This is a genomic window from Halomonas litopenaei (assembly GCF_003045775.1).
Taxonomy (GTDB): domain Bacteria; phylum Pseudomonadota; class Gammaproteobacteria; order Pseudomonadales; family Halomonadaceae; genus Halomonas; species Halomonas litopenaei.
In genome coordinates this window covers 122536-139900 of record NZ_PXNS01000004.1, presented here as the reverse complement: position 1 = coordinate 139900, position 17365 = coordinate 122536, and the positions used below count along the sequence as shown (strand labels likewise).

The 17365-nt window shown below is 64.8% G+C and carries 15 protein-coding genes; 9 read left to right on the top strand and 6 right to left on the bottom strand.

The window, feature by feature from the left end:
- Positions 1-8 precede the first annotated feature (8 nt).
- The 3 genes from C6W88_RS07120 to C6W88_RS07110 all read right to left on the bottom strand — a co-directional run bounded on the left by C6W88_RS07120 (position 9) and on the right by C6W88_RS07110 (position 3698).
- Positions 9-1619 (bottom strand): M43 family zinc metalloprotease, encoded by a 1611-nt coding sequence (locus tag C6W88_RS07120; RefSeq protein WP_197037083.1) that lies wholly within the window; start codon positions 1617-1619, stop codon positions 9-11.
- A 108-nt stretch (positions 1620-1727) separates the two neighbouring features.
- On the bottom strand, positions 1728-2033 hold the full coding sequence (locus C6W88_RS07115) for a hypothetical protein (protein ID WP_045991662.1): 306 nt from the start codon (positions 2031-2033) through the stop codon (positions 1728-1730).
- Positions 2034-2195: 162 nt separating this feature from the next.
- Positions 2196-3698, bottom strand: coding sequence for a M28 family metallopeptidase (locus tag C6W88_RS07110; protein ID WP_108131983.1), 1503 nt, complete (start codon positions 3696-3698; stop codon positions 2196-2198).
- 576 nt (positions 3699-4274) lie between these two features.
- Here C6W88_RS07110 and C6W88_RS07105 point away from each other — a divergent pair.
- Positions 4275-5495, top strand: coding sequence for an MFS transporter (locus C6W88_RS07105; RefSeq protein ID WP_045991661.1), 1221 nt, complete (start codon positions 4275-4277; stop codon positions 5493-5495).
- Positions 5496-5670: 175 nt separating this feature from the next.
- Here C6W88_RS07105 and C6W88_RS07100 read toward each other — a convergent pair whose 3' ends face one another.
- Positions 5671-6627, bottom strand: a complete 957-nt coding sequence (locus tag C6W88_RS07100; RefSeq protein WP_108131982.1) for a phosphatidate cytidylyltransferase — start codon at positions 6625-6627, stop codon at positions 5671-5673.
- On the bottom strand, positions 6620-7438 hold the full coding sequence (locus C6W88_RS07095) for a lysophospholipid acyltransferase family protein (protein ID WP_108131981.1): 819 nt from the start codon (positions 7436-7438) through the stop codon (positions 6620-6622). The genes C6W88_RS07100 and C6W88_RS07095 overlap by 8 nt, the downstream gene beginning before the upstream one ends.
- A gap of 331 nt (positions 7439-7769) precedes the next feature.
- On the opposite strand from C6W88_RS07095, the gene gmk reads away from it, so the two are divergent.
- From gmk to C6W88_RS07065, 6 genes are all read left to right on the top strand, one after another.
- Positions 7770-8387 carry a guanylate kinase gene (gene gmk / locus C6W88_RS07090; RefSeq protein WP_045991659.1) on the top strand — a complete coding sequence of 206 codons (618 nt, stop codon included), beginning with the start codon at positions 7770-7772 and terminating at the stop codon, positions 8385-8387.
- Between the two features lie 243 nt (positions 8388-8630).
- Positions 8631-8888 carry a DNA-directed RNA polymerase subunit omega gene (gene rpoZ, locus C6W88_RS07085; protein WP_045991658.1) on the top strand — a complete coding sequence of 86 codons (258 nt, stop codon included), beginning with the start codon at positions 8631-8633 and terminating at the stop codon, positions 8886-8888.
- Positions 8889-8951: 63 nt separating this feature from the next.
- Positions 8952-11084: a RelA/SpoT family protein gene (locus tag C6W88_RS07080; RefSeq protein ID WP_045991657.1), complete on the top strand. Its 2133-nt coding sequence runs from the start codon at positions 8952-8954 to the stop codon at positions 11082-11084.
- 84 nt (positions 11085-11168) lie between these two features.
- Positions 11169-11558 carry a deaminase RidA gene (locus C6W88_RS07075; protein WP_108131980.1) on the top strand — a complete coding sequence of 130 codons (390 nt, stop codon included), beginning with the start codon at positions 11169-11171 and terminating at the stop codon, positions 11556-11558.
- 72 nt (positions 11559-11630) lie between these two features.
- Positions 11631-12140, top strand: a complete 510-nt coding sequence (thpR, locus tag C6W88_RS07070; RefSeq protein ID WP_108131979.1) for an RNA 2',3'-cyclic phosphodiesterase — start codon at positions 11631-11633, stop codon at positions 12138-12140.
- A 383-nt stretch (positions 12141-12523) separates the two neighbouring features.
- Complete coding sequence (locus tag C6W88_RS07065) at positions 12524-13018, top strand: acyloxyacyl hydrolase (RefSeq protein ID WP_052704262.1); 495 nt, start codon at positions 12524-12526, stop codon at positions 13016-13018.
- A 355-nt stretch (positions 13019-13373) separates the two neighbouring features.
- On the opposite strand, the gene C6W88_RS07060 is transcribed toward C6W88_RS07065, so the two are convergent.
- Entirely contained in the window at positions 13374-14252 is an 879-nt protein-coding gene (locus C6W88_RS07060) for an SDR family oxidoreductase (RefSeq protein ID WP_108131978.1), read from the bottom strand.
- Between the two features lie 116 nt (positions 14253-14368).
- Between C6W88_RS07060 and C6W88_RS07055 the strand changes: the two genes are divergently transcribed.
- Both C6W88_RS07055 and recG read left to right on the top strand, forming a co-directional pair.
- Positions 14369-15286 (top strand): hydrogen peroxide-inducible genes activator, encoded by a 918-nt coding sequence (locus C6W88_RS07055; RefSeq protein WP_108132191.1) that lies wholly within the window; start codon positions 14369-14371, stop codon positions 15284-15286.
- On the top strand, positions 15283-17364 hold the full coding sequence (gene recG, locus C6W88_RS07050; protein ID WP_045991654.1) for an ATP-dependent DNA helicase RecG: 2082 nt from the start codon (positions 15283-15285) through the stop codon (positions 17362-17364). Before C6W88_RS07055 ends, recG begins: the two co-directional genes overlap by 4 nt.
- Position 17365: the final 1 nt, after the last annotated feature.

Below are 17365 nucleotides of genomic sequence, written 5' to 3'. Positions count from 1 at the left end.
GTCATCGCTCACCGTCCACCAAGCTGCACGTAGGCCGCCCAGGCCTGCTGCCAGGCCAGCATCCCCTGCTGATCGAGCATGCCCTGCTGGTAGAGCTGGGCGTACTGCGCCAGCAGTTGAGCGTACTCGCCAAGCAACGCCTGGCTCTGATCCTGCTCGCCTCCGCCGTCCGCCACCGGCGGCTTGAGCGAGGCGCCCGACGGCGCCTGACCGGTGGCCAGCACAAAGGGCTGCAGCGGCTGGGCTGGTTGCATTGGTTGCATCGGCTGGACGGGCTGGTTGCCCCAGCCCCCCGGTAGCGGATTCTCGAAGGCCTGCTTGCCGCCCACGGGGCCTTCCACCAGTTGCTTGGTCGGCACTTCGAAGATCTGCTTGGGAGGCGGGTCAAGCGGCTTCCATTTGCCCGGCTCCAGGCCTGGATCCTTGCCAAAGTCCTTGGGGTTGTCCTTGGGCAACTCCTTGCCGCCGTCCTTGATGCCATCCTTGATCCCGTCTTTGCCGCCGTCCTTGATCCCATCCTTGATGCCATCCTTGATCAGGTCCTTCGGTCCCTCCTTGACGCTCTCCTTGACCGGCTCCTTGACGAACTCCTTGGGGTTATCCTTGGGCCGCTCTTTTGGCGGATCCTTGATCGGTTCCTTGGTGAACTCCTTGGGGGCGTCCTTTGGCAGCGCCTTGGGGTGCAGCGGTGTGCACGACACCATCTCGCCGATGGCACTGCGGGGGCCATCCAGGCAGGCCTGCATCCGTGCCACCTGGCCCTCAGTGAACATCACCATGGTGTCGTCGTCGACGTAGTCCATGTAGTTCATGAACATGTCGCCATCGGGGCCGTTGTCGCAGGACACCTTGGGAAAGGTCGGCTTGCCCAGGTTGGCGCCGCCCTGGTTGGGGGTGTCGTCGACGAAGTCCGAGCCGGAGCAGCCGGTGCCGTCGTCTCCCCAGATATGAAAGAGATTGAGCCAGTGGCCTATCTCGTGGGTGGTGGTGCGCCCCAGGTCGAACGGCGCCCGGGCGGTGCCCATGTTGCCGAAGCCGGTGTAGGTCACCACCACGCCGTCGGTGGCGGCGGGTCCGCCGGGGAACTGGGCGTAGCCGAGCAGGCCACCGGAAAGCGGGCAGACCCAGATATTGAGGTATTCGTCTGCGGGCCAGGCATCCTTGCCGCCGCTGGCGTCGGCCTTGACCTTGTCGTCATCGACGAAACCGCTGACGTCGGTGCGGGTGCGGGTGATGCCATCGGTGGGGTTGCCGTCGGGATCGCTGGTGGCCAGCGCAAACAATAGCCTGGCATCGGCGGCCACCGGCGCGAAGGGCGCAGGTACCGTCGAGATGTCGGCATTGGCCTTGCGAAAGTCCTCATTGAGGATCTCGATCTGGCTGTCGATCTGCTCCCGCGAGATGTTCTGCTCGTCGGTGTTGTAGACCACGTGGACGACCACCGGGATGCGGGTGCACCCCGGACGCTGGACGATGGTGCCACGCATGGCGCGAAAGGCGTGTTCCTCGATGCGCGATCGCCGCCTGGCATAACCGGGGTCCTGGTCCAGCAGTCGCCGGTGAACCGCCATGGTGCCACAACAGCGACACCGTTCCGGATGGGTGGTGTTATCGGACATGCAAGCCTCCCCGCCGGCCAGCCGGTCGGCGTCGTGAGTACAGGTTCAATGGCCAGCAACTGGCCTCAAGTGGCCCCACAACGCACGGTATTGGCGGCGTTGGTGGCCTCAATGACGGGTAATGATCAGAAGATCGTCCTCCAGCGCATCGATATCGTAGTCACCGTCCCAACCGGGCAGTGTCAGGTGCAGTTGATCGCCATCACGCCGCCACTGACCACGGGCATCGCAGGCAAGGCGGTCGGCGGCGTCTCCGGTGTGGAGCTCGACGGCGCCGTCCTGGTGCAGACACAGGCGCCTTCGCGGCATCCGCGAGGGGGTGACAGCCGGCGAATCCGGGTGCCGCAGCACCGTGCAGTCGCCGATGCCTTCCTCGCGCATCTCGATCCAGTCTCCGCACAGGTCCTTTGGCATCACATCCTCCTGATCGGTCTTGTCTTGCTTTACCTGATCTTGTCTTGCCTGTTCTCGTCTCGCCGGGGCGTCACTCGATCACTGGCTGGGTGAGTGGCTGGGTGAGTGGCTGGGTGAGTGGCTGGCTGAGTGGCTGGGTGAGCGGCCTTGCCACTGGCTCGTTCAACGGCCCGTTGACCGAGACCGTCGCTCCCATTCCCTGCGCGAGCGCAGCAACTCCAACCGCTGCCAGGCCTGACGCCAGCCGACGTCCAGCTGCGCCGACCAGACGCCTTGTCCCTGCCAGCGACGATACTGGGCCAGCAGGGCTTCATGATGGGCCTCGAGCTGGCGCCAGGGGTCGCCCAGGTGGTGGCGCTCGTCGCCACGACAGTGGCATTCCGGCAGGGGTGGGGCGTCGACCGCGTGCAGGCCGGCGCTGGTGGCCACAAACCCCAGGTTCATTGCCACGATCTTCATGGCGTAGGACGGATCCACCGTGGCCAGGACATCGTTAGGTCCATGGATGGCGTCATTGGCGCCGTCGGCCCCTTCGATGGTCAGCACGGCGGGTATGCCGGCGTCGATAAAGGGCACATGATCACTGGCAAAGGGGTTGAGCGAGACCTGCAGTTCGAGATCGGTGAAGCGGCCTCCCGCCGCACTCAGGCCATCAATCATGTCCTGGCTGAGGGGCGCGCCTTCCAGCAGTACCGCCGCCGGTGTGGCGTTGATCGAGCCGATCATGTCCATATTGAGCACCCCGGTGATGCGCCCCCGCTCGGCAGCGGAGAGTCCCGCCACGAACTGGCGGCTACCGTGCAGCCCCTGCTCCTCGCCGCCGAACAGCACAAAGCTCAGGTCATCATCGAAACGCTGCCCGGCCAGCACCTCGGCCATCAGCATCAGCGCCGCCGAGCCACTGGCGTTGTCGTCGGCGCCCGGCGCCGGTGCGGACGGACCGCCCTGATGGTTGACGCTGTCCAGGTGAGCGACCACCAGCCAGTGACGGGGGCTGGCGGCCTGCCCCGGCAGCCGCGCCAGCAGGTTGATGCTGCTGGCGCCGCCGGGCAGCGATACCTGCTGGCGATCCACGGCCAGCCCCGCCGTGGTCAGCTGAGACTCGGCCCAGTCCACCGCCTGAGCGTACTCGGCGCTCGATGATAGGCGCGTCGGATAGGACACCAGCTGACTCAGCAGGGTGACGTAGCGGGCCTGGGAGGCCGACGCGACGACAGCGTCGACGGCCCGGGATCCTGCGGCGTCGCGACGAGGCGCAACCTGGCGAAACAGACGGGTCGATTCGCGTAAAGGGAACAGGCGGAAGCAGGGCGCTTCACTTTGCTCAAGGGGCTTGTTGATCCTGTTGGCCTCGGACCTGGGCAGGTCCACCACCAGATAGCGCCCCGCATCCAGCAGCACCGGGACCTCGGGATGGGCCTGCTGGAACAGCCGACCCTTCTGGCAGACACCGTGCAGCCTTCCCTGGCCCAGGTCCTGGACCATCGCGTCATCGGCGTCATCGGCGTCATGCAGGCTCGTGGCCTCGCGGACGGCCCGCCAGCGGGCGTTGGCGGCGACCAGCAGCCGTTTGCGTCCAGCCTCCACCAGCCAGCCACCGGCTTTCTCGACGCGCTCGGTCAGCGTCGCGTCGCCGCTCCTTGCCTGATGCAGTTCGACCTTCATGTCGACTCCCTGCCGTCAGCGCGTGCACCGAACCATCGGTTTCGGCGTCGCCACGACGACCGCCGCTGAACCGAGGAATGGGGCTCAACGGACTTAGTCGGGTGGTACTGAACTACTAAGGTAGTTCGTTCCTCACTCGCCGCCATCACTCGTCACGACAATCACGCGTCGACATCGGCACGATCACTTGCCGGTGAACACATGCCAGGCTATTGATTTTCAATCAAATGTTAAGCGCAGTGGAGAGTTTTGAAGAGATCAGCCTGCTGGTCGTGTCAAAAAAAGAGCACAGAAAAACAGTACACTGCGTATAGGTGAAACTTCTTCAACAGAAATGCGCTAAAGCTGAGCGCTTTTTCACAGTGGTAAAATTAACAACACGATAGCTCGCCGTGGCGCTGGAGAGCGCCCCGGCTCGACGACACATAACCGTCACTTACCCGCATTTTAGCCCTATCTAATCGACAAGATTGACGTTTTCGGCGCTAGAACCCACCTTTCGGATGCCTTATACTTTTGTCGTAAATTTACGATCTCGACACCCGTCGGGATCGTTTTCGTTTTCCAGGAGGCCCGATGGCAATCTCCATCACCCATCTCAGAGCTCGTCATCCTCGCCTGGCGGAGCTCGCCCTGGCCCTCGGTGGCTTTGGCATCGGTACCAGCGAGTTCGTGATCATGGGCTTGATGGAGCGTGTCGCCCAGGACCTGTCGGTCAGCGCCGCCGACGTCGGCTACGCCATCTCCGCCTATGCCCTGGGGGTAGTGGTCGGTGCGCCGCTGATCTCGGCGCTGGCCGCGCGGGTGCCCCGGCGCACCCTGCTGATCTGCCTGATGCTGGTGTTCGCCGTGGGCAACATCGCCAGTGCCCTGGCGACCAGCTTCTGGCCCTTTGTCGGTCTGCGTTTTCTTGCCGGCCTGCCCCACGGCGCCTACTTCGGCGTGGCCGCCCTGGTGGCCGCAGCAGCGGTACCGGTGGAAGAACGCGCCCGAGCCATCAGCCGGGTCATGCTGGGGCTGACCAGCGCCATCGTGATCGGCGCGCCACTGGCCACCTGGGCCGGCCAGTGGTTCGGCTGGCAGTTCGCCTTCTTCGCGGTGGGCGTCGTGGCCTTTGTCACCATGGGCCTGATCAAGCTGTTCGTGCCGCGTCAGCCGCATGACGTCAAGGCCAGCCCCAAGCGCGAACTGACCGCCCTGGTCAAACAGCGGGTGCTCTACACCCTGGGCGTGGCCAGCATCGGCTTTGGCGGCATGTTCTCGGTGTTCAGCTATGTGGTACCGACCCTGCGCGCCCAGGCCGACATGCCCGAGATGGTCGGCCCCTGGGTGCTGGCGATCTTCGGCATCGGCGGCATCATCGGCAATCTGGTGGGCGCCCGGGCAGCGGACAAGAATCTGATGAAGGCGGTGCCGCGCATCCTGCTGTGGTGCCTGGTGGTCCAGGGCGCCTTCTACTTTGCCGCCGACAACCTTTACACCGGCATCCTGTTCGTCGGCCTGGTCGGCACCAGCATGGCGCTGGGTCCGGCGCTGCAGACACGCCTGATGGACGTGGCCGGCGACGCCCAGACCATGGCCGCCTCGATGAATCACGCCGCCTTCAACTGCGCCAATGCGCTGGGCGCCTATCTGGCCGGGGTGACGATCAAGGCCGGTGCGCCCTGGTCCTCCAGTGGCCTGGTCGGCGCCGGGCTCGCCCTTGGCGGCCTGGTGGTCTTCTATATCGGCCTGCGCGCCGAGAAGCGCAGCGACAGGCGCCGCGCCGCGGCCACCGACTGCGCCAGCGAGAGCTGATCGTTCGCCCCGGACTCAGGCGTCGCCTTCGTTGAGCAGAATGCGCAATGTCAGGCGCCGCCTTCGCCAAGCGAGAACCGCAATGACAGGCGCCGCGCCCTTACCCAGGCGGTCCAACCGCCCATGGCGACGAACCCCACCAGCCCATGCATTGCGCTGTGACGCCACCAGGGCCTCATGCCACCGACCAGAAGTAGCGCACCACGTGGAAGAAGATCGGTGCCGAGAAGATCACCGAATCCAGACGATCGATAAAGCCGCCATGTCCCTCGATCAGGTGACCCCAGTCCTTGATCCCGCGATCGCGCTTGATCGCCGACATCACCAGCCCCCCGACGAAGCCGAGCAGCGCGATCATCAGCGCCAGCAGCGCCGCCTGGCCCATGGAAAAGGGGGTCATCCAGGCCAATCCGGCCCCGACCAGGGTGGCACTGGCCACCCCGCCGAGGAAGCCTTCCAAGGTCTTGGAGGGCGATAGCCTGGGGGCGATACGCCGGCGTCCGAGCAGCTTGCCCCAGACGTACTGCAGGACATCGCTGAGCTGCACCACCACGATCAGAAAGGCGATCAGCAGCACGTTGCGCCCCTCATAGCCGGGGATGTCCAGGCTCAACAGCGCAGGCACGTGAGAAACGCAGAAGACGCACACCATCAGCGCCCACTGGACCTCGCTGACCCGCTCGAGAAAGCCCTGACTATCCCCTCTCAGGGCCGCCACCACCGGCAACAGCAGGAACGCGTAGACCGGAATGAAGATCGAGTACATGCCGTAGTACTGGTGCCAGATGAACAGGTACTGCACCGGCAGCACCACAAAGAACACCAGCGCCAGGGCCCAGTGATCGGCCCGTCGTGACGGCACCAGGCCGATGAACTCGCGCAACGCGGAAAACGAGGCGAAGGCAAACAGCAGCACCACCCCGGTCCTGCCGCCTAGCAGGGCGATACCCATCAACAGCGTCATGATCCACCAGGAGCGGATGCGCTGGTTGAGGTTTTCGATCACTTCGTTTTCGCCCTCGGGCGAATAGCGGCGGGCCAGTACGAAGCCAACGCTACTGGCCACCAGCAAGATCCCGACGATGGCGGCGAGCAGGGTGCCGAGACCGGCGGGAATCACGATATCAGTCATTCGGCGCCCCCTCCCTGGGGCCAGATGCCTCGGTGGCGGAGCCTGGGGTGCTTTTAGCTGGGGTGGTGGTGTCTGGGGTGCTGGTAGCTGGGGTGGTAGAGCCAGGGGTGGTAGAACCTGGATGAGCGGTGTCGGGTGGCGCGGTGTCGGGAGACACGGGGTCGCTGGGAACGCTGGCCCCGGCCGGCGCCAGCGCCTGCAGCGCTCGCTTCGCCCGGGCGAGAAAATCGGCCTTGTCCTCGCCCTCTATCCGAGCCAGCGGCTCGCCGTAGTTGAGCGTGCATAGCAGCGGCAGCGGTACCACCTCGCCCTTGGGCAGCACCCGATTGAGGTTATCGATCCATACCGGCACCAGTTCTACCTCGGGATAGTCGCAGGCCAGGTGGTAGAGCCCCGGCTTGAACGGCAAAAGGCCCTTGTCATCGGTATTGCGGGTGCCCTCGGGAAACAGAATCAGCGAGTCGCCGCCGTCGAGCGCCTCACGCAGCACCGCCAGGGGGCCAGGTTGGCCGGGCTTGCGCTGGCGGTCGACCAGCACCCCCTTGAAGACGTCGTGGATCAGAAAGCGCCGCAGCCGTGACGCCAGCCAGTAGTCGGCGCCCGCCACGGGGCGGGTGCGCGCCCGCAGGCGCGGCGGCAGGGTGGTCCAGATCAGCACGAAGTCGCCATGACTCGAGTGATTGGCAAAGTACAGCCGCTGACGTGCCACCGGCGCGACCCCCGACCAGATCGGCCTGGGCGCCGTCACCAGCCGTGCCACCAGCCGGATCAGCACCCCCGTCAACGCCGCCCGCCAGGCTGTTCCTTTCATGTCTTATGCTCCCTTGCCCATGCTCGGACGTTGTTCCGCCCCGGCTGAATGACGCTCCCCGGATCCACCGCCGCCATCGGCTTGCCTTTTTCCGATCTCGCCGCCCGTCCAGGCGGTCCCGTTTCCCTCTCCACGGCGCTTTTTCACGGGAGTTCAGGGGGAATTCACGGAGAGTCCAGGGGGAGCGATGGCCCCACCGAGCGACGTCGCGGGTCAGCCTGGGCGGATGCAGGCCCAGGCCCAACTGTGCCATACTTCGCCACCTTGTCGCCCGCGAAGTCGCCCGCGAACGGCGCTCGATCCCCAAGGCCTCCAAGTGAAGACCCCGCCCATGTCCCAAGGTACGCTGTTTATCGTTTCTGCCCCTTCCGGCGCCGGCAAGACCAGCCTGGTGCGTGAATTGATCGAGGGTCTCGACGGCATTCAGGTCTCGGTCTCCCACACTACCCGCCCCATGCGCCCGGGCGAGGTCGACGGCGTGAACTACCACTTCGTCGACATGGCCACCTTCGAGGCGATGATCGAGCAGGGTGACTTCTTCGAGCACGCTCGGGTCTTCGACAACTGCTACGGCACCTCGCGCAGCGCCGTGGAGACACTGCTGGCCGCCGGTCAGGACGTGATTCTGGAGATCGACTGGCAAGGCGCCCGCCAGGTTCGCGAGCAGATGCCAGAGGCTGTCTCGGTGTTCATCCTGCCGCCTTCACGGGAAGAGCTTGAACGCCGCCTGTCGAGCCGCGGCACCGACGACCATCAGGTGGTCAGCGCGCGCATGCGTGAGGCGGTCAGCGAAATGTCCCACTACAGCGAATACGACTTCCTGGTCATCAACGACGACTTCACCACCGCACTGGACGAGCTGCGCGCCCTAGTAGTGAGCCAGCGCCTGGCCACACCGCGCCTTGGACAGCGCCATGCCCCGCTGCTCGAGGCGCTTCTGTCCGACTAGAACACGCTATCAAAGGCAAGTCGCCGAGGAGCGCGGGCAACCCACGCCTCCCACGGCTCGCTTTTCGGCGCTGCAACCAGACCCCGGCGTCTTGTCACAGGCGGCGTGACTCGAGTAATCTAGCCTGTCACTTCGCAGGTGCAACCCCCGGGCGCAATCGTCGACGGGGGCACAGTCCGTCTCGCCGACCGCGAAAGGCCAGCACCTGCCCGACACACCGTCTGTCAGATCAGGAAGGGCCCAATGGCGCGAGTTACTGTCGAAGATTGTCTGGAACACGTCGAGAACCGTTTCAAGCTGGTGATGATTTCCACCCAGCGCTCCCGGCAGCTGGCCCGTGGCTCACGCGACGCGCTGCTTCCCTGGGAAAACGACAAGCCCACGGTCATGGCTCTGCGCGAGATCGCCGAGGGCCTGATCGACCACAGCGTGCTGGACGAGCCGGTCGAGGCGCCCAGCCGCTTCCGTCCCGAGTACCAGGCCTCGCCCTCCGAGGAATGATCGTGCCGAAGGCGGCCGCGGGTCGCCCTTCGGACCTCTCATCACGCAGTCAGGGCACGCCACATGTTCACGATCGACGATCTGTCTGACCGACTCGGAGGCTATCTGCCCGCCGAGGAAATCCAGCAGGTCAGGCGTGCCTTCTATTATGCCGAACAGGCCCACGACGGCCAGCGTCGTCGCTCCGGCGAACCCTATGTGACCCACCCGCTGGCGGTGGCCAACATCCTCGCCAACATGCACATGGACCATCAGAGCCTGATGGCGGCCATGCTGCACGACGTCATCGAGGATACCGGGGTCTCCAAGGATGCCCTCGCCGGGCAGTTCGGCGAAGCCGTGGCCGAACTGGTCGACGGCGTCTCGAAGCTCACCCAGATCACCTTCGAGGACAAGGCCGTCGCCCAGGCGGAAAACTTCCAGAAGATGGTCATGGCGATGTCCCGGGATATCCGGGTAATCATCGTCAAGCTGGCCGACCGGCTGCACAACATGCGTACCCTGGGCGCGCTGCGCCCGGACAAGAAGCGCCGCATCGCTCGGGAGACGCTCGAGATCTATGCCCGGGTGGCCAGCCGCCTCGGCATCAATACCATCAGGGTCGAGCTGGAGGACCTGTCGTTCCAGGCCATCCACCCGATGCGCGCCGAACGCATCAAGCGCGCCGTGGCCAGCGCCAGAGGCAACCGTCGCTCGGCCATCCGTCAGGTGCAGAATGCGCTGCAGACCCGGCTCGACGAGCACGAGCTCAAGGGCACGGTGATCGGGCGCCAGAAGCACCTGCTGTCGATCTATCGCAAGATGCGCGACCAGCGTAAGTCCTTCGCCGAAATCATGGACGTGTTCGGCTTTCGCATCATCGCCGACGACGTCGACAGCTGCTATCGCATCCTCGGCATGGTGCACAATCTCTACAAGCCGGTCCCGGGGCGCTTCAAGGACTACATCGCCATCCCCAAGGCCAACGGCTACCAGAGCCTGCATACCACCCTGTTCGGCAACAGCGGCATGCCCATCGAGGTCCAGATCCGTACCCGGGAAATGGAAGCGATGGCCAACAACGGTATCGCCGCCCACTGGCTGTACAAGGCCGGGCAGACCTCCCACCCGATCGCCGAAGGCAGCCGCGCCAGGGCCCGGGAATGGGTCAAGGGGCTGCTCGAGATGCAGCGCCATGCCGGCGATTCGCTGGAGTTCATCGAACACGTCAAGAACGACCTGTTCCCCGATGATATCTACGTGTTCACGCCGAAAGGCGACATCATGGAGCTGCCGCAGGGCGCCACCGTGATCGACTTCGCCTACGCCGTGCACACCGAGATCGGCAACACCTGCATCGCCTGTCGTATCGACCGCCATCTGGCCCCGCTGTCATCGCGCCTGGAGAGCGGCCAGACGCTGGAGATCATCACCTCTCCGGGCGGCAAGCCGAACCTCGCCTGGCTCAATTTCGTCGTTACCGCCAAGGCGCGTTCGGCCATCCGCCATGCGCTCAAGCATCAGCAGCATACCGAAGCGGTACAGCTGGGACGCCGCCTGCTGACCAAGGCGCTGGGCGAGTTTGGCGTGCATCTGGAGGACGTCGGCGAAGACGTCATGGCACGGCTGCTCAAGGAGATGGAGCTGCAGAGCGAATCCGCCCTGCTCGAAGCCATTGGCCTTGGCAATCGCATGACCCAGGTGATCGCCCGTCGTCTGGTGGAACTGCACCGTGGCGAGCGAATCTCCCATAGCGAGGCCGCCGAGGACAGCTCCAGGGTCACCATCAGCGGCGTCGAAGGCATGGTGATCAAGTTTGCCCGCTGCTGCCACCCGCTGCCGGGAGACCCGATCATCGGCCATCTGTCGGTGGGCAAAGGCATCGTGGTACACCGCTCCGAGTGCCGCAACCTGCAGGAATTGAAGAGCGACCCGGAGAAGCTGCTGACGCTCAACTGGTCGGACACCATCGACGAGGACTTCCCCGTGGCGCTGCGCCTCGAGGTCGAGAGTCGTCGCGGCCTGGTTGCCGAGCTGGCCGGCCTGATCACCGACGCCGACGCCAATATCGAGCGCATCGGCATCGAGGAGCGTGACGCCCGTCTCTCGATCGTCAATCTGACACTTTCTGTGCGTAATCGGACCCATCTGGCACGCATCATCAAACGACTGCGTAACCTTTCGCATATCGGCAAGATCTCTCGACTTGGCAATTGAGCCCCGACGCCAGGGCCGTCATCCCGATGACGGCCCTGGTGGTGGTGTTGCTATTTGCCGCTGACACGACATCAGGAGTCAACAATGAGCAACAAGGCTGTCATCAACACCGACCAGGCGCCCGCCGCCATCGGCCCCTACGCCCAGGCCATCAAGGCCGGCAACACCGTCTACATGTCTGGCCAGATTCCGCTGGACCCGGCCACCATGGAGCTGGTTTCCGACGACTTCGAGGCCCAGGCGCGCCAGGTCTTCACCAACCTCAAGGCGGTGTGTGAAGAGGCCGCAGGCTCGCTGCAGGACATCGTCAAGCTCAACCTCTACCTGGTCGACCTGGACAACTTCGCCACCGTCAACAAGGTGATGGAAGAGGTCTTCACCAAGCCGTACCCGGCGCGTGCCGCGGTCGGCGTCAAGGCCCTGCCCAAGGGCGCCCAGTTCGAAGCCGAGGCGGTGATGGTCATCGGCGACTGATGGACGGAGCCTGAGGTCAGGGTCCGAGGCGTCTGGATTTCCGGCCTCGCTCCCTGCCTGGGCAACCCGGGGATGCGACTGTTTCTTGCGCTCACACCGCCGACTGCGCTGCGCCAACGTCTCGGCGGGCTGGCCGACCGGCTGCACGCCGAACTGGGCGGGCGCCGCATCCCCGACGACAACCTTCATCTGACGCTGGCCTTCCTCGGTGAGCAGAGCGACACCACCGCCTTGAAGCTGCGTCGCTGGGTCCAGCGCTACCCCTGTGCGCCCGGTCGGCTGACCCTCGACCACGTAGGCTACTTCCACCGGCCCGGCATCGTCTGGATCGGTCCTTCCTCTCCCCCCGATTCCCTTCTCAAGCTGCAGAGCGACCTGTCGCGACAGCTCACCCGATGGGGCCTGCCCCACCAACCGCAGCAATTTCGTCCCCATGTATCGTTACTGCGTAGTGCGATGACTCAATCAGCACAACCTTTATCAGAAGATTATTTCTGCTGGCCTTATACTTCAATTCAACTAATACAGTCATCAATTAGTCATGAAGGCAGCCGATATACCACGCTCGCAACCAGTCGATAACTCGGTATAGGTAGCTCTGCCATCTGACCGATAGTGGCACCCTTGAGCGTAGGCTCCGGCCAGGCACAGGAACACCACCTTTCGTACACCCGGAGGGTCTGCCTGTTGACCGATCTACCTGGGGTTGGCCCATCGACAAGAGCTTTTCCGCTGTGCAGAAACCTCACAGCTATGCAGAAGAATGTGACCTGAATCACGAACGATGGTGGGACCCGGGACTAGCGTATTACAGCACAGCAACGTCAACGATATCCGGGCAAGACGCGACAGTGGCACGAGTGCGAATGCCAGTGTCGAAAGCCATTTGCAAAAGACAATAACGAACAGCGCTCGGGCCAGCCGGATTCACGACCCGAGGACACAACAAGGATAGGGGAATCGCCATGACTACCTCACTCGCCCGCCCGCTGGCCTGCTGCCTGCTCATGGGACTCGCCTCTACCGCCACGGCAGGCCCCACCCTCGGCCTCGGCTCCACCAGCGAGGGCACCGGGGCACTGGATCTGGGCTACGACTGGACCTTCGACCTGAGTCGCTACCACCCCTCACTGGACCTGCGCCTGGGCACCGGGGTGATCCTGTTCGAAGGCGACGACCGTAGCGCCAACCAGGCCTTCTACCTGCGTCCTGCGCTGCGCTACAGCTGGGACCACGTCTTCGTGGAAGGCGGCATCGGTGCCTCGGCCTTTATCGATACCCATATCGAGGACCGGGATCTGGGGAGCTCCTTCCAGTTCGAGGATCGTCTCGCCCTGGGTCTACGGATGGGCCCCTACGGGGATCTGTCGATCAGTGCCACCCACTACTCCAACGCCAGTATCAAGGAGCCCAACGATGGCTTCGAGCTGTATGCGCTCAACTGGCGCCTTGCCTACTGAAGCCTTGCGGGATGTGACCGACAAGGGTCAGACCCTGGCGATGCATTCGGCGCACTCGCGACACAAAAGCGAATACGCTTTTATCGGACAAGACGTGCGCTGCACTATCTTGTCATGCCATTTTTAACGGTGACTCCCCGTTCGTCCTGAACAAGACGGAGCCAGCGATCGCCTCCGCGTTGCCACTACCGCAAAAACTGTCCGCAAGAAAAAGTCGATAAGAAAAAGCCCGCAACCTTGTTGCGGGCTTTTTCTGCTAACTGGCCGGCAGTTTTCCATTGCCGGCCATGCGCTGTCGGACCTTGCGCTGTCGGTCCTTTTGAAACCCTCGTCGATCCGGTGCTCGACGCCAGCCTTACTCCACCACGCCAGCCTTGAGAAAACCGCCTTCCTTCAGCACCTGGGTATAGCCGTCGCGGAAGGTCGGGTAACGGAAGCGATACCCGCTGTCGATCAACAAGCTGGAGTCGCAGCGCTTGCTGGCCCTGCGACGCAGCGGTGACTGGATGGTTTCGGTACATTCCACCTTGAGCTGTTTCGCCAGCCAGGTCATTACCTCGTTGAGTGGGGCCGGCTCGGTGTCACTGGCCAGGTACAGAGGCTCGAGGGTGGCTCCCTCCAGCGCCTTGCCGATCAGATGGGCCAGCACCCCGGCGCAGTCATCGCGGTGGATACGGTTGGAGTACATTGTCGGCGACGCCGGCGCGATGCGGCCCTCGCCCACCTGGCGGATCAGGCGATCACGCCCAGGGCCGTAGATGCCGGAGAAACGCACCACGCTGCCAGGCAGATCATGTTCGATCAACGCCTGCTCGGCCTCTCGCATCAGCACACCGGAGAAACCGGTGGGTTCAGCCGGGCTGGTCTCGTCCACCACCTCGCCGTCACGCTGGGCGTAGACGCTGGTGGAGGACACGAAGAACACGTGGCGAGGCGCCTTGTCACGGGTGGCCATGGTCGCCAGTACCGCCTTCAGGCCCTCGGGGTAGGCGGCGCGATAGGCTTCCTCCTCGAAGCGGTCGGCGCTGACCACGTAGACCAGGATGTCGGCATCGGGCAGTTCAGCCAGCGTCTCGGGGTCGGCAAGATCGACCTTGACGCCTTCGATACCCGAATCCGCCAGGCGCTCGGGCCGGCGACGCGCGCCGATCACCCGGTGTCCACTGGCGAGCAGCTCGCGTCCCAGCGTTATGCCAATGTCGCCACAACCAACAATCAGTGTCGTTGTCTTCACCTTTACCGCGTCCCCCTGATATAAAATCCCTATGAGGCTCCGGCCCGGAGACCCGCGCGTCCAGCGTCTGGCGCCTCGATCAATACCCCGGATAGAGGATGCCGATCGGCACCATCATGACTCTAACAGAACTCCGCTATATCGTAACCTTGGCTCAGGAGCGCCACTTTGGCCGCGCCGCCGAGCGCTGTTTCGTCTCCCAGCCGACCCTCTCGGTGGCGGTGAAGAAGCTGGAAGAGGAGCTGGAGGTTGCCCTGTTCGAGCGCTCCAAGTCCACGGTACAGGTCACACCCCTCGGCGAAAAGATCGTCGAACAGGCCCAGCGCGTACTGGAGCAAAGCAGCGCCATCAAGGAACTGGCCACCGCCGGCCGGGACCAGTTGGCAAGCCCCTTGCGTATCGGTGCGATCTATACCATCGGGCCCTATCTGTTCCCGCACCTGATCCCGGAGCTGACCCGCGGCGCGCCCCAGATGCCGCTGTACATCGAGGAAGGCTTTACCGGCGGGCTGCGCCGCAAGCTCAGAAATGGCGAGCTCGACGCCATCATCGTGGCGCTGCCGTTCACCGAGACCGACGTCGTCACCAAGCCGCTCTACAAGGAAGACTTCGAGGTGCTGCTGCCAGCGGAGCATCCCTGGGCCGAGCGCGAGACCATCGCCAAGGAAGACCTTCTCGATGAACGCCTGCTGTTGCTGGGCGAAGGCCACTGCTTCCGCGACCAGATCCTCGAGGCCTGCCCGGCGATCAGCCACAAGCTCAACAGCCCCAACAATACCCTCACCGCCGAAGGCGGATCGCTCGAGACCATCCGCCATATGGTGGCCTCGGGACTCGGCATCACGGTGCTGCCACGCTCGGCCATCGGCACCAGCCACTACGAGAGCGGCATGCTGATCAGCCGCCCCTTCACAGACCCCCCCGGACGTACCGTGGCGATCGCCTGGCGCGCCAGCTTTCCCCGGCCCAAGGCCATCGATGCGGTGACCGAAGCCATCGCGCGCTGCCGCGCCGCCGAATCGGAGACTCCGTGAGCGGGCTGGCGGACCCGGTCACGACGCTCAAGGGGGTCGGCGAGGCGCTGGCCCTGAAGCTGGCCCGGCTCAAGGTGGAGCGAATCGAGGACCTGCTGTTTCACCTGCCGTTGCGCTACCAGGACCGCACCCGGATCACCCCTATCGCCACCCTGCGAGGGGGACACGAGGCGGTGGTCGAGGGTGAGGTATCCGCCGCCGACGTGGTCCGCGGTCGCCGCCGCAGCCTGCTGGTACGACTACGTGACGGCAGCGGCATCCTCAGCCTGCGCTTCTTCCACTTCTCGCCGGCGCAGCAGCAGCAGTTTCGCCCCGGCGTGCGGGTGCGCGCCTTTGGCGAGGCCCGCGCCGGCGCGACCGGTCTGGAGATCTACCACCCGGAATATCGTCTGATCGGTGGCAGTGAACCGCCGGTGGAAGACCACCTGACACCGATCTACCCCACCACCGAGGGGCTTGCCCAGGCACGTCTGCGGGCGCTGATCGACCAGGCCATGACGCTGCTCGAAGAGACCCCCGAGGCGCTGCCGGACTACCTGCCGGAAAACCTGCGTCAGCGCTTCGGCCTGGCCTCGCTGCACGATAGCCTCGCCACCCTGCACCATCCGCCCCCCGACAGCGACGTCGAGGCGCTAAGCGACGGGCATCACCCGGCCACCCGGCGATTGGCCATGGAAGAGCTGCTGGCCCACCAGTTGAGCCTGCGCGAGGTGCGCCTGCGCATTCAGTCGGACGGCGCGCCGGAGCTGCCCAGCGGTCGAAGCCTGAAGACTCGCTTTCTGGCCCAGCTGCCGTTTTCGTTGACCGGCGCCCAGCGTCGCGTGCTCGACGAGATCGGAGCCGACCTGGCCAGGCCCGCGCCAATGCTGCGCCTGGTCCAGGGCGACGTCGGTTCGGGCAAGACCGTGGTGGCGGCGATGGCGGCACTGACGGCCATCGCCGGCGGCTGCCAGGCCGCCATCATGGCCCCCACCGAACTGCTGGCCGAGCAGCATTACCGCGCCTTCCGCGACTGGTTTGCGCCGCTGGACATCGACGTGGCCTGGCTGTCGGGCAAGCTCAAGGGCAAGGCGCGCCTGGACACCAAGGCCGCCATCGCCGACGGTCGAGCGCGCATGATCGTCGGCACCCACGCCATCTTCCAGGATGATGTGGTGTTCTCTCGTCTGGGCCTGGCGATCATCGACGAACAGCACCGTTTTGGCGTGCATCAGCGTCTGGCGCTACGCGAGAAGGGCGAACAGGGCGGGCTGACGCCCCATCAGCTGGTGATGACCGCCACCCCGATTCCTCGCACCCTGGCGATGAGCGCCTACGCCGACCTGGACGTCTCGGTGATCGATGAGCTGCCGCCCGGGCGTACCCCGGTGACCACCGCTGTGGTGCCGGACGAACGCCGGCCCGAGGTGATTCAGCGCATCCGCTCGGCCTGCGACGAGGGCCGCCAGGCCTACTGGGTCTGCACCCTGATCGAGGAGTCCGAGGCGATGACCTGCCAGGCCGCCGAGGTGACCCACGAGGAGCTGACCGAGGCTCTGCCGGGCCTGGCCGTCGGCCTGGTCCATGGGCGCATGAAGGCGGCCGAGAAGGCCGAGACGATGGCCGCCTTCAAGAGCGGCGAGCTGGACCTGCTGGTTGCCACTACGGTCATCGAGGTCGGTGTCGACGTGCCCAACGCCAGCCTGATGATCATCGAGAACCCCGAACGTCTGGGGCTATCGCAGCTGCATCAGCTGCGTGGCCGGGTGGGGCGCGGCAGTACCGAGAGCTACTGCGTGCTGCTCTACCATCCGCCGCTGTCGGAGTCTTCCAAACAGCGCCTGTCGGTCATGCGCGAGACCACCGACGGCTTCCGCATCGCCGAGAGGGACCTCGAGATTCGTGGCCCCGGAGAGGTGCTGGGCACCCGCCAGACGGGGCTGGCCCAGATGAAGATCGCCGACCTGGAGCGCGATGCCGACCTGTTGCCGCGCATCACTCCACTGGCCGATGCCCTGCTCGAGCAGGCAGCGGAGGCCAGCAGGCCACTGATCAGGCGCTGGCTGGGCGAGGAAGCCGGCCGCTATGGCCAGGTGTGAA

Bases quoted from the DNA above. Each gene is read 5' to 3' on its own strand.
- C6W88_RS07120 (WP_197037083.1), bottom strand. From the start codon at position 1,619: ATGTCCGATAACACCACCCATCCGGAACGGTGTCGCTGTTGTGGCACC.
- C6W88_RS07115 (WP_045991662.1), bottom strand. From the start codon at position 2,033: ATGCCAAAGGACCTGTGCGGAGACTGGATCGAGATGCGCGAGGAAGGC.
- C6W88_RS07110 (WP_108131983.1), bottom strand. From the start codon at position 3,698: ATGAAGGTCGAACTGCATCAGGCAAGGAGCGGCGACGCGACGCTGACC.
- C6W88_RS07105 (WP_045991661.1), top strand. From the start codon at position 4,275: ATGGCAATCTCCATCACCCATCTCAGAGCTCGTCATCCTCGCCTGGCG.
- C6W88_RS07100 (WP_108131982.1), bottom strand. From the start codon at position 6,627: ATGACTGATATCGTGATTCCCGCCGGTCTCGGCACCCTGCTCGCCGCC.
- C6W88_RS07095 (WP_108131981.1), bottom strand. From the start codon at position 7,438: ATGAAAGGAACAGCCTGGCGGGCGGCGTTGACGGGGGTGCTGATCCGG.
- gmk (WP_045991659.1), top strand. From the start codon at position 7,770: ATGTCCCAAGGTACGCTGTTTATCGTTTCTGCCCCTTCCGGCGCCGGC.
- rpoZ (WP_045991658.1), top strand. From the start codon at position 8,631: ATGGCGCGAGTTACTGTCGAAGATTGTCTGGAACACGTCGAGAACCGT.
- C6W88_RS07080 (WP_045991657.1), top strand. From the start codon at position 8,952: ATGTTCACGATCGACGATCTGTCTGACCGACTCGGAGGCTATCTGCCC.
- C6W88_RS07075 (WP_108131980.1), top strand. From the start codon at position 11,169: ATGAGCAACAAGGCTGTCATCAACACCGACCAGGCGCCCGCCGCCATC.
- thpR (WP_108131979.1), top strand. From the start codon at position 11,631: ATGCGACTGTTTCTTGCGCTCACACCGCCGACTGCGCTGCGCCAACGT.
- C6W88_RS07065 (WP_052704262.1), top strand. From the start codon at position 12,524: ATGACTACCTCACTCGCCCGCCCGCTGGCCTGCTGCCTGCTCATGGGA.
- C6W88_RS07055 (WP_108132191.1), top strand. From the start codon at position 14,369: ATGACTCTAACAGAACTCCGCTATATCGTAACCTTGGCTCAGGAGCGC.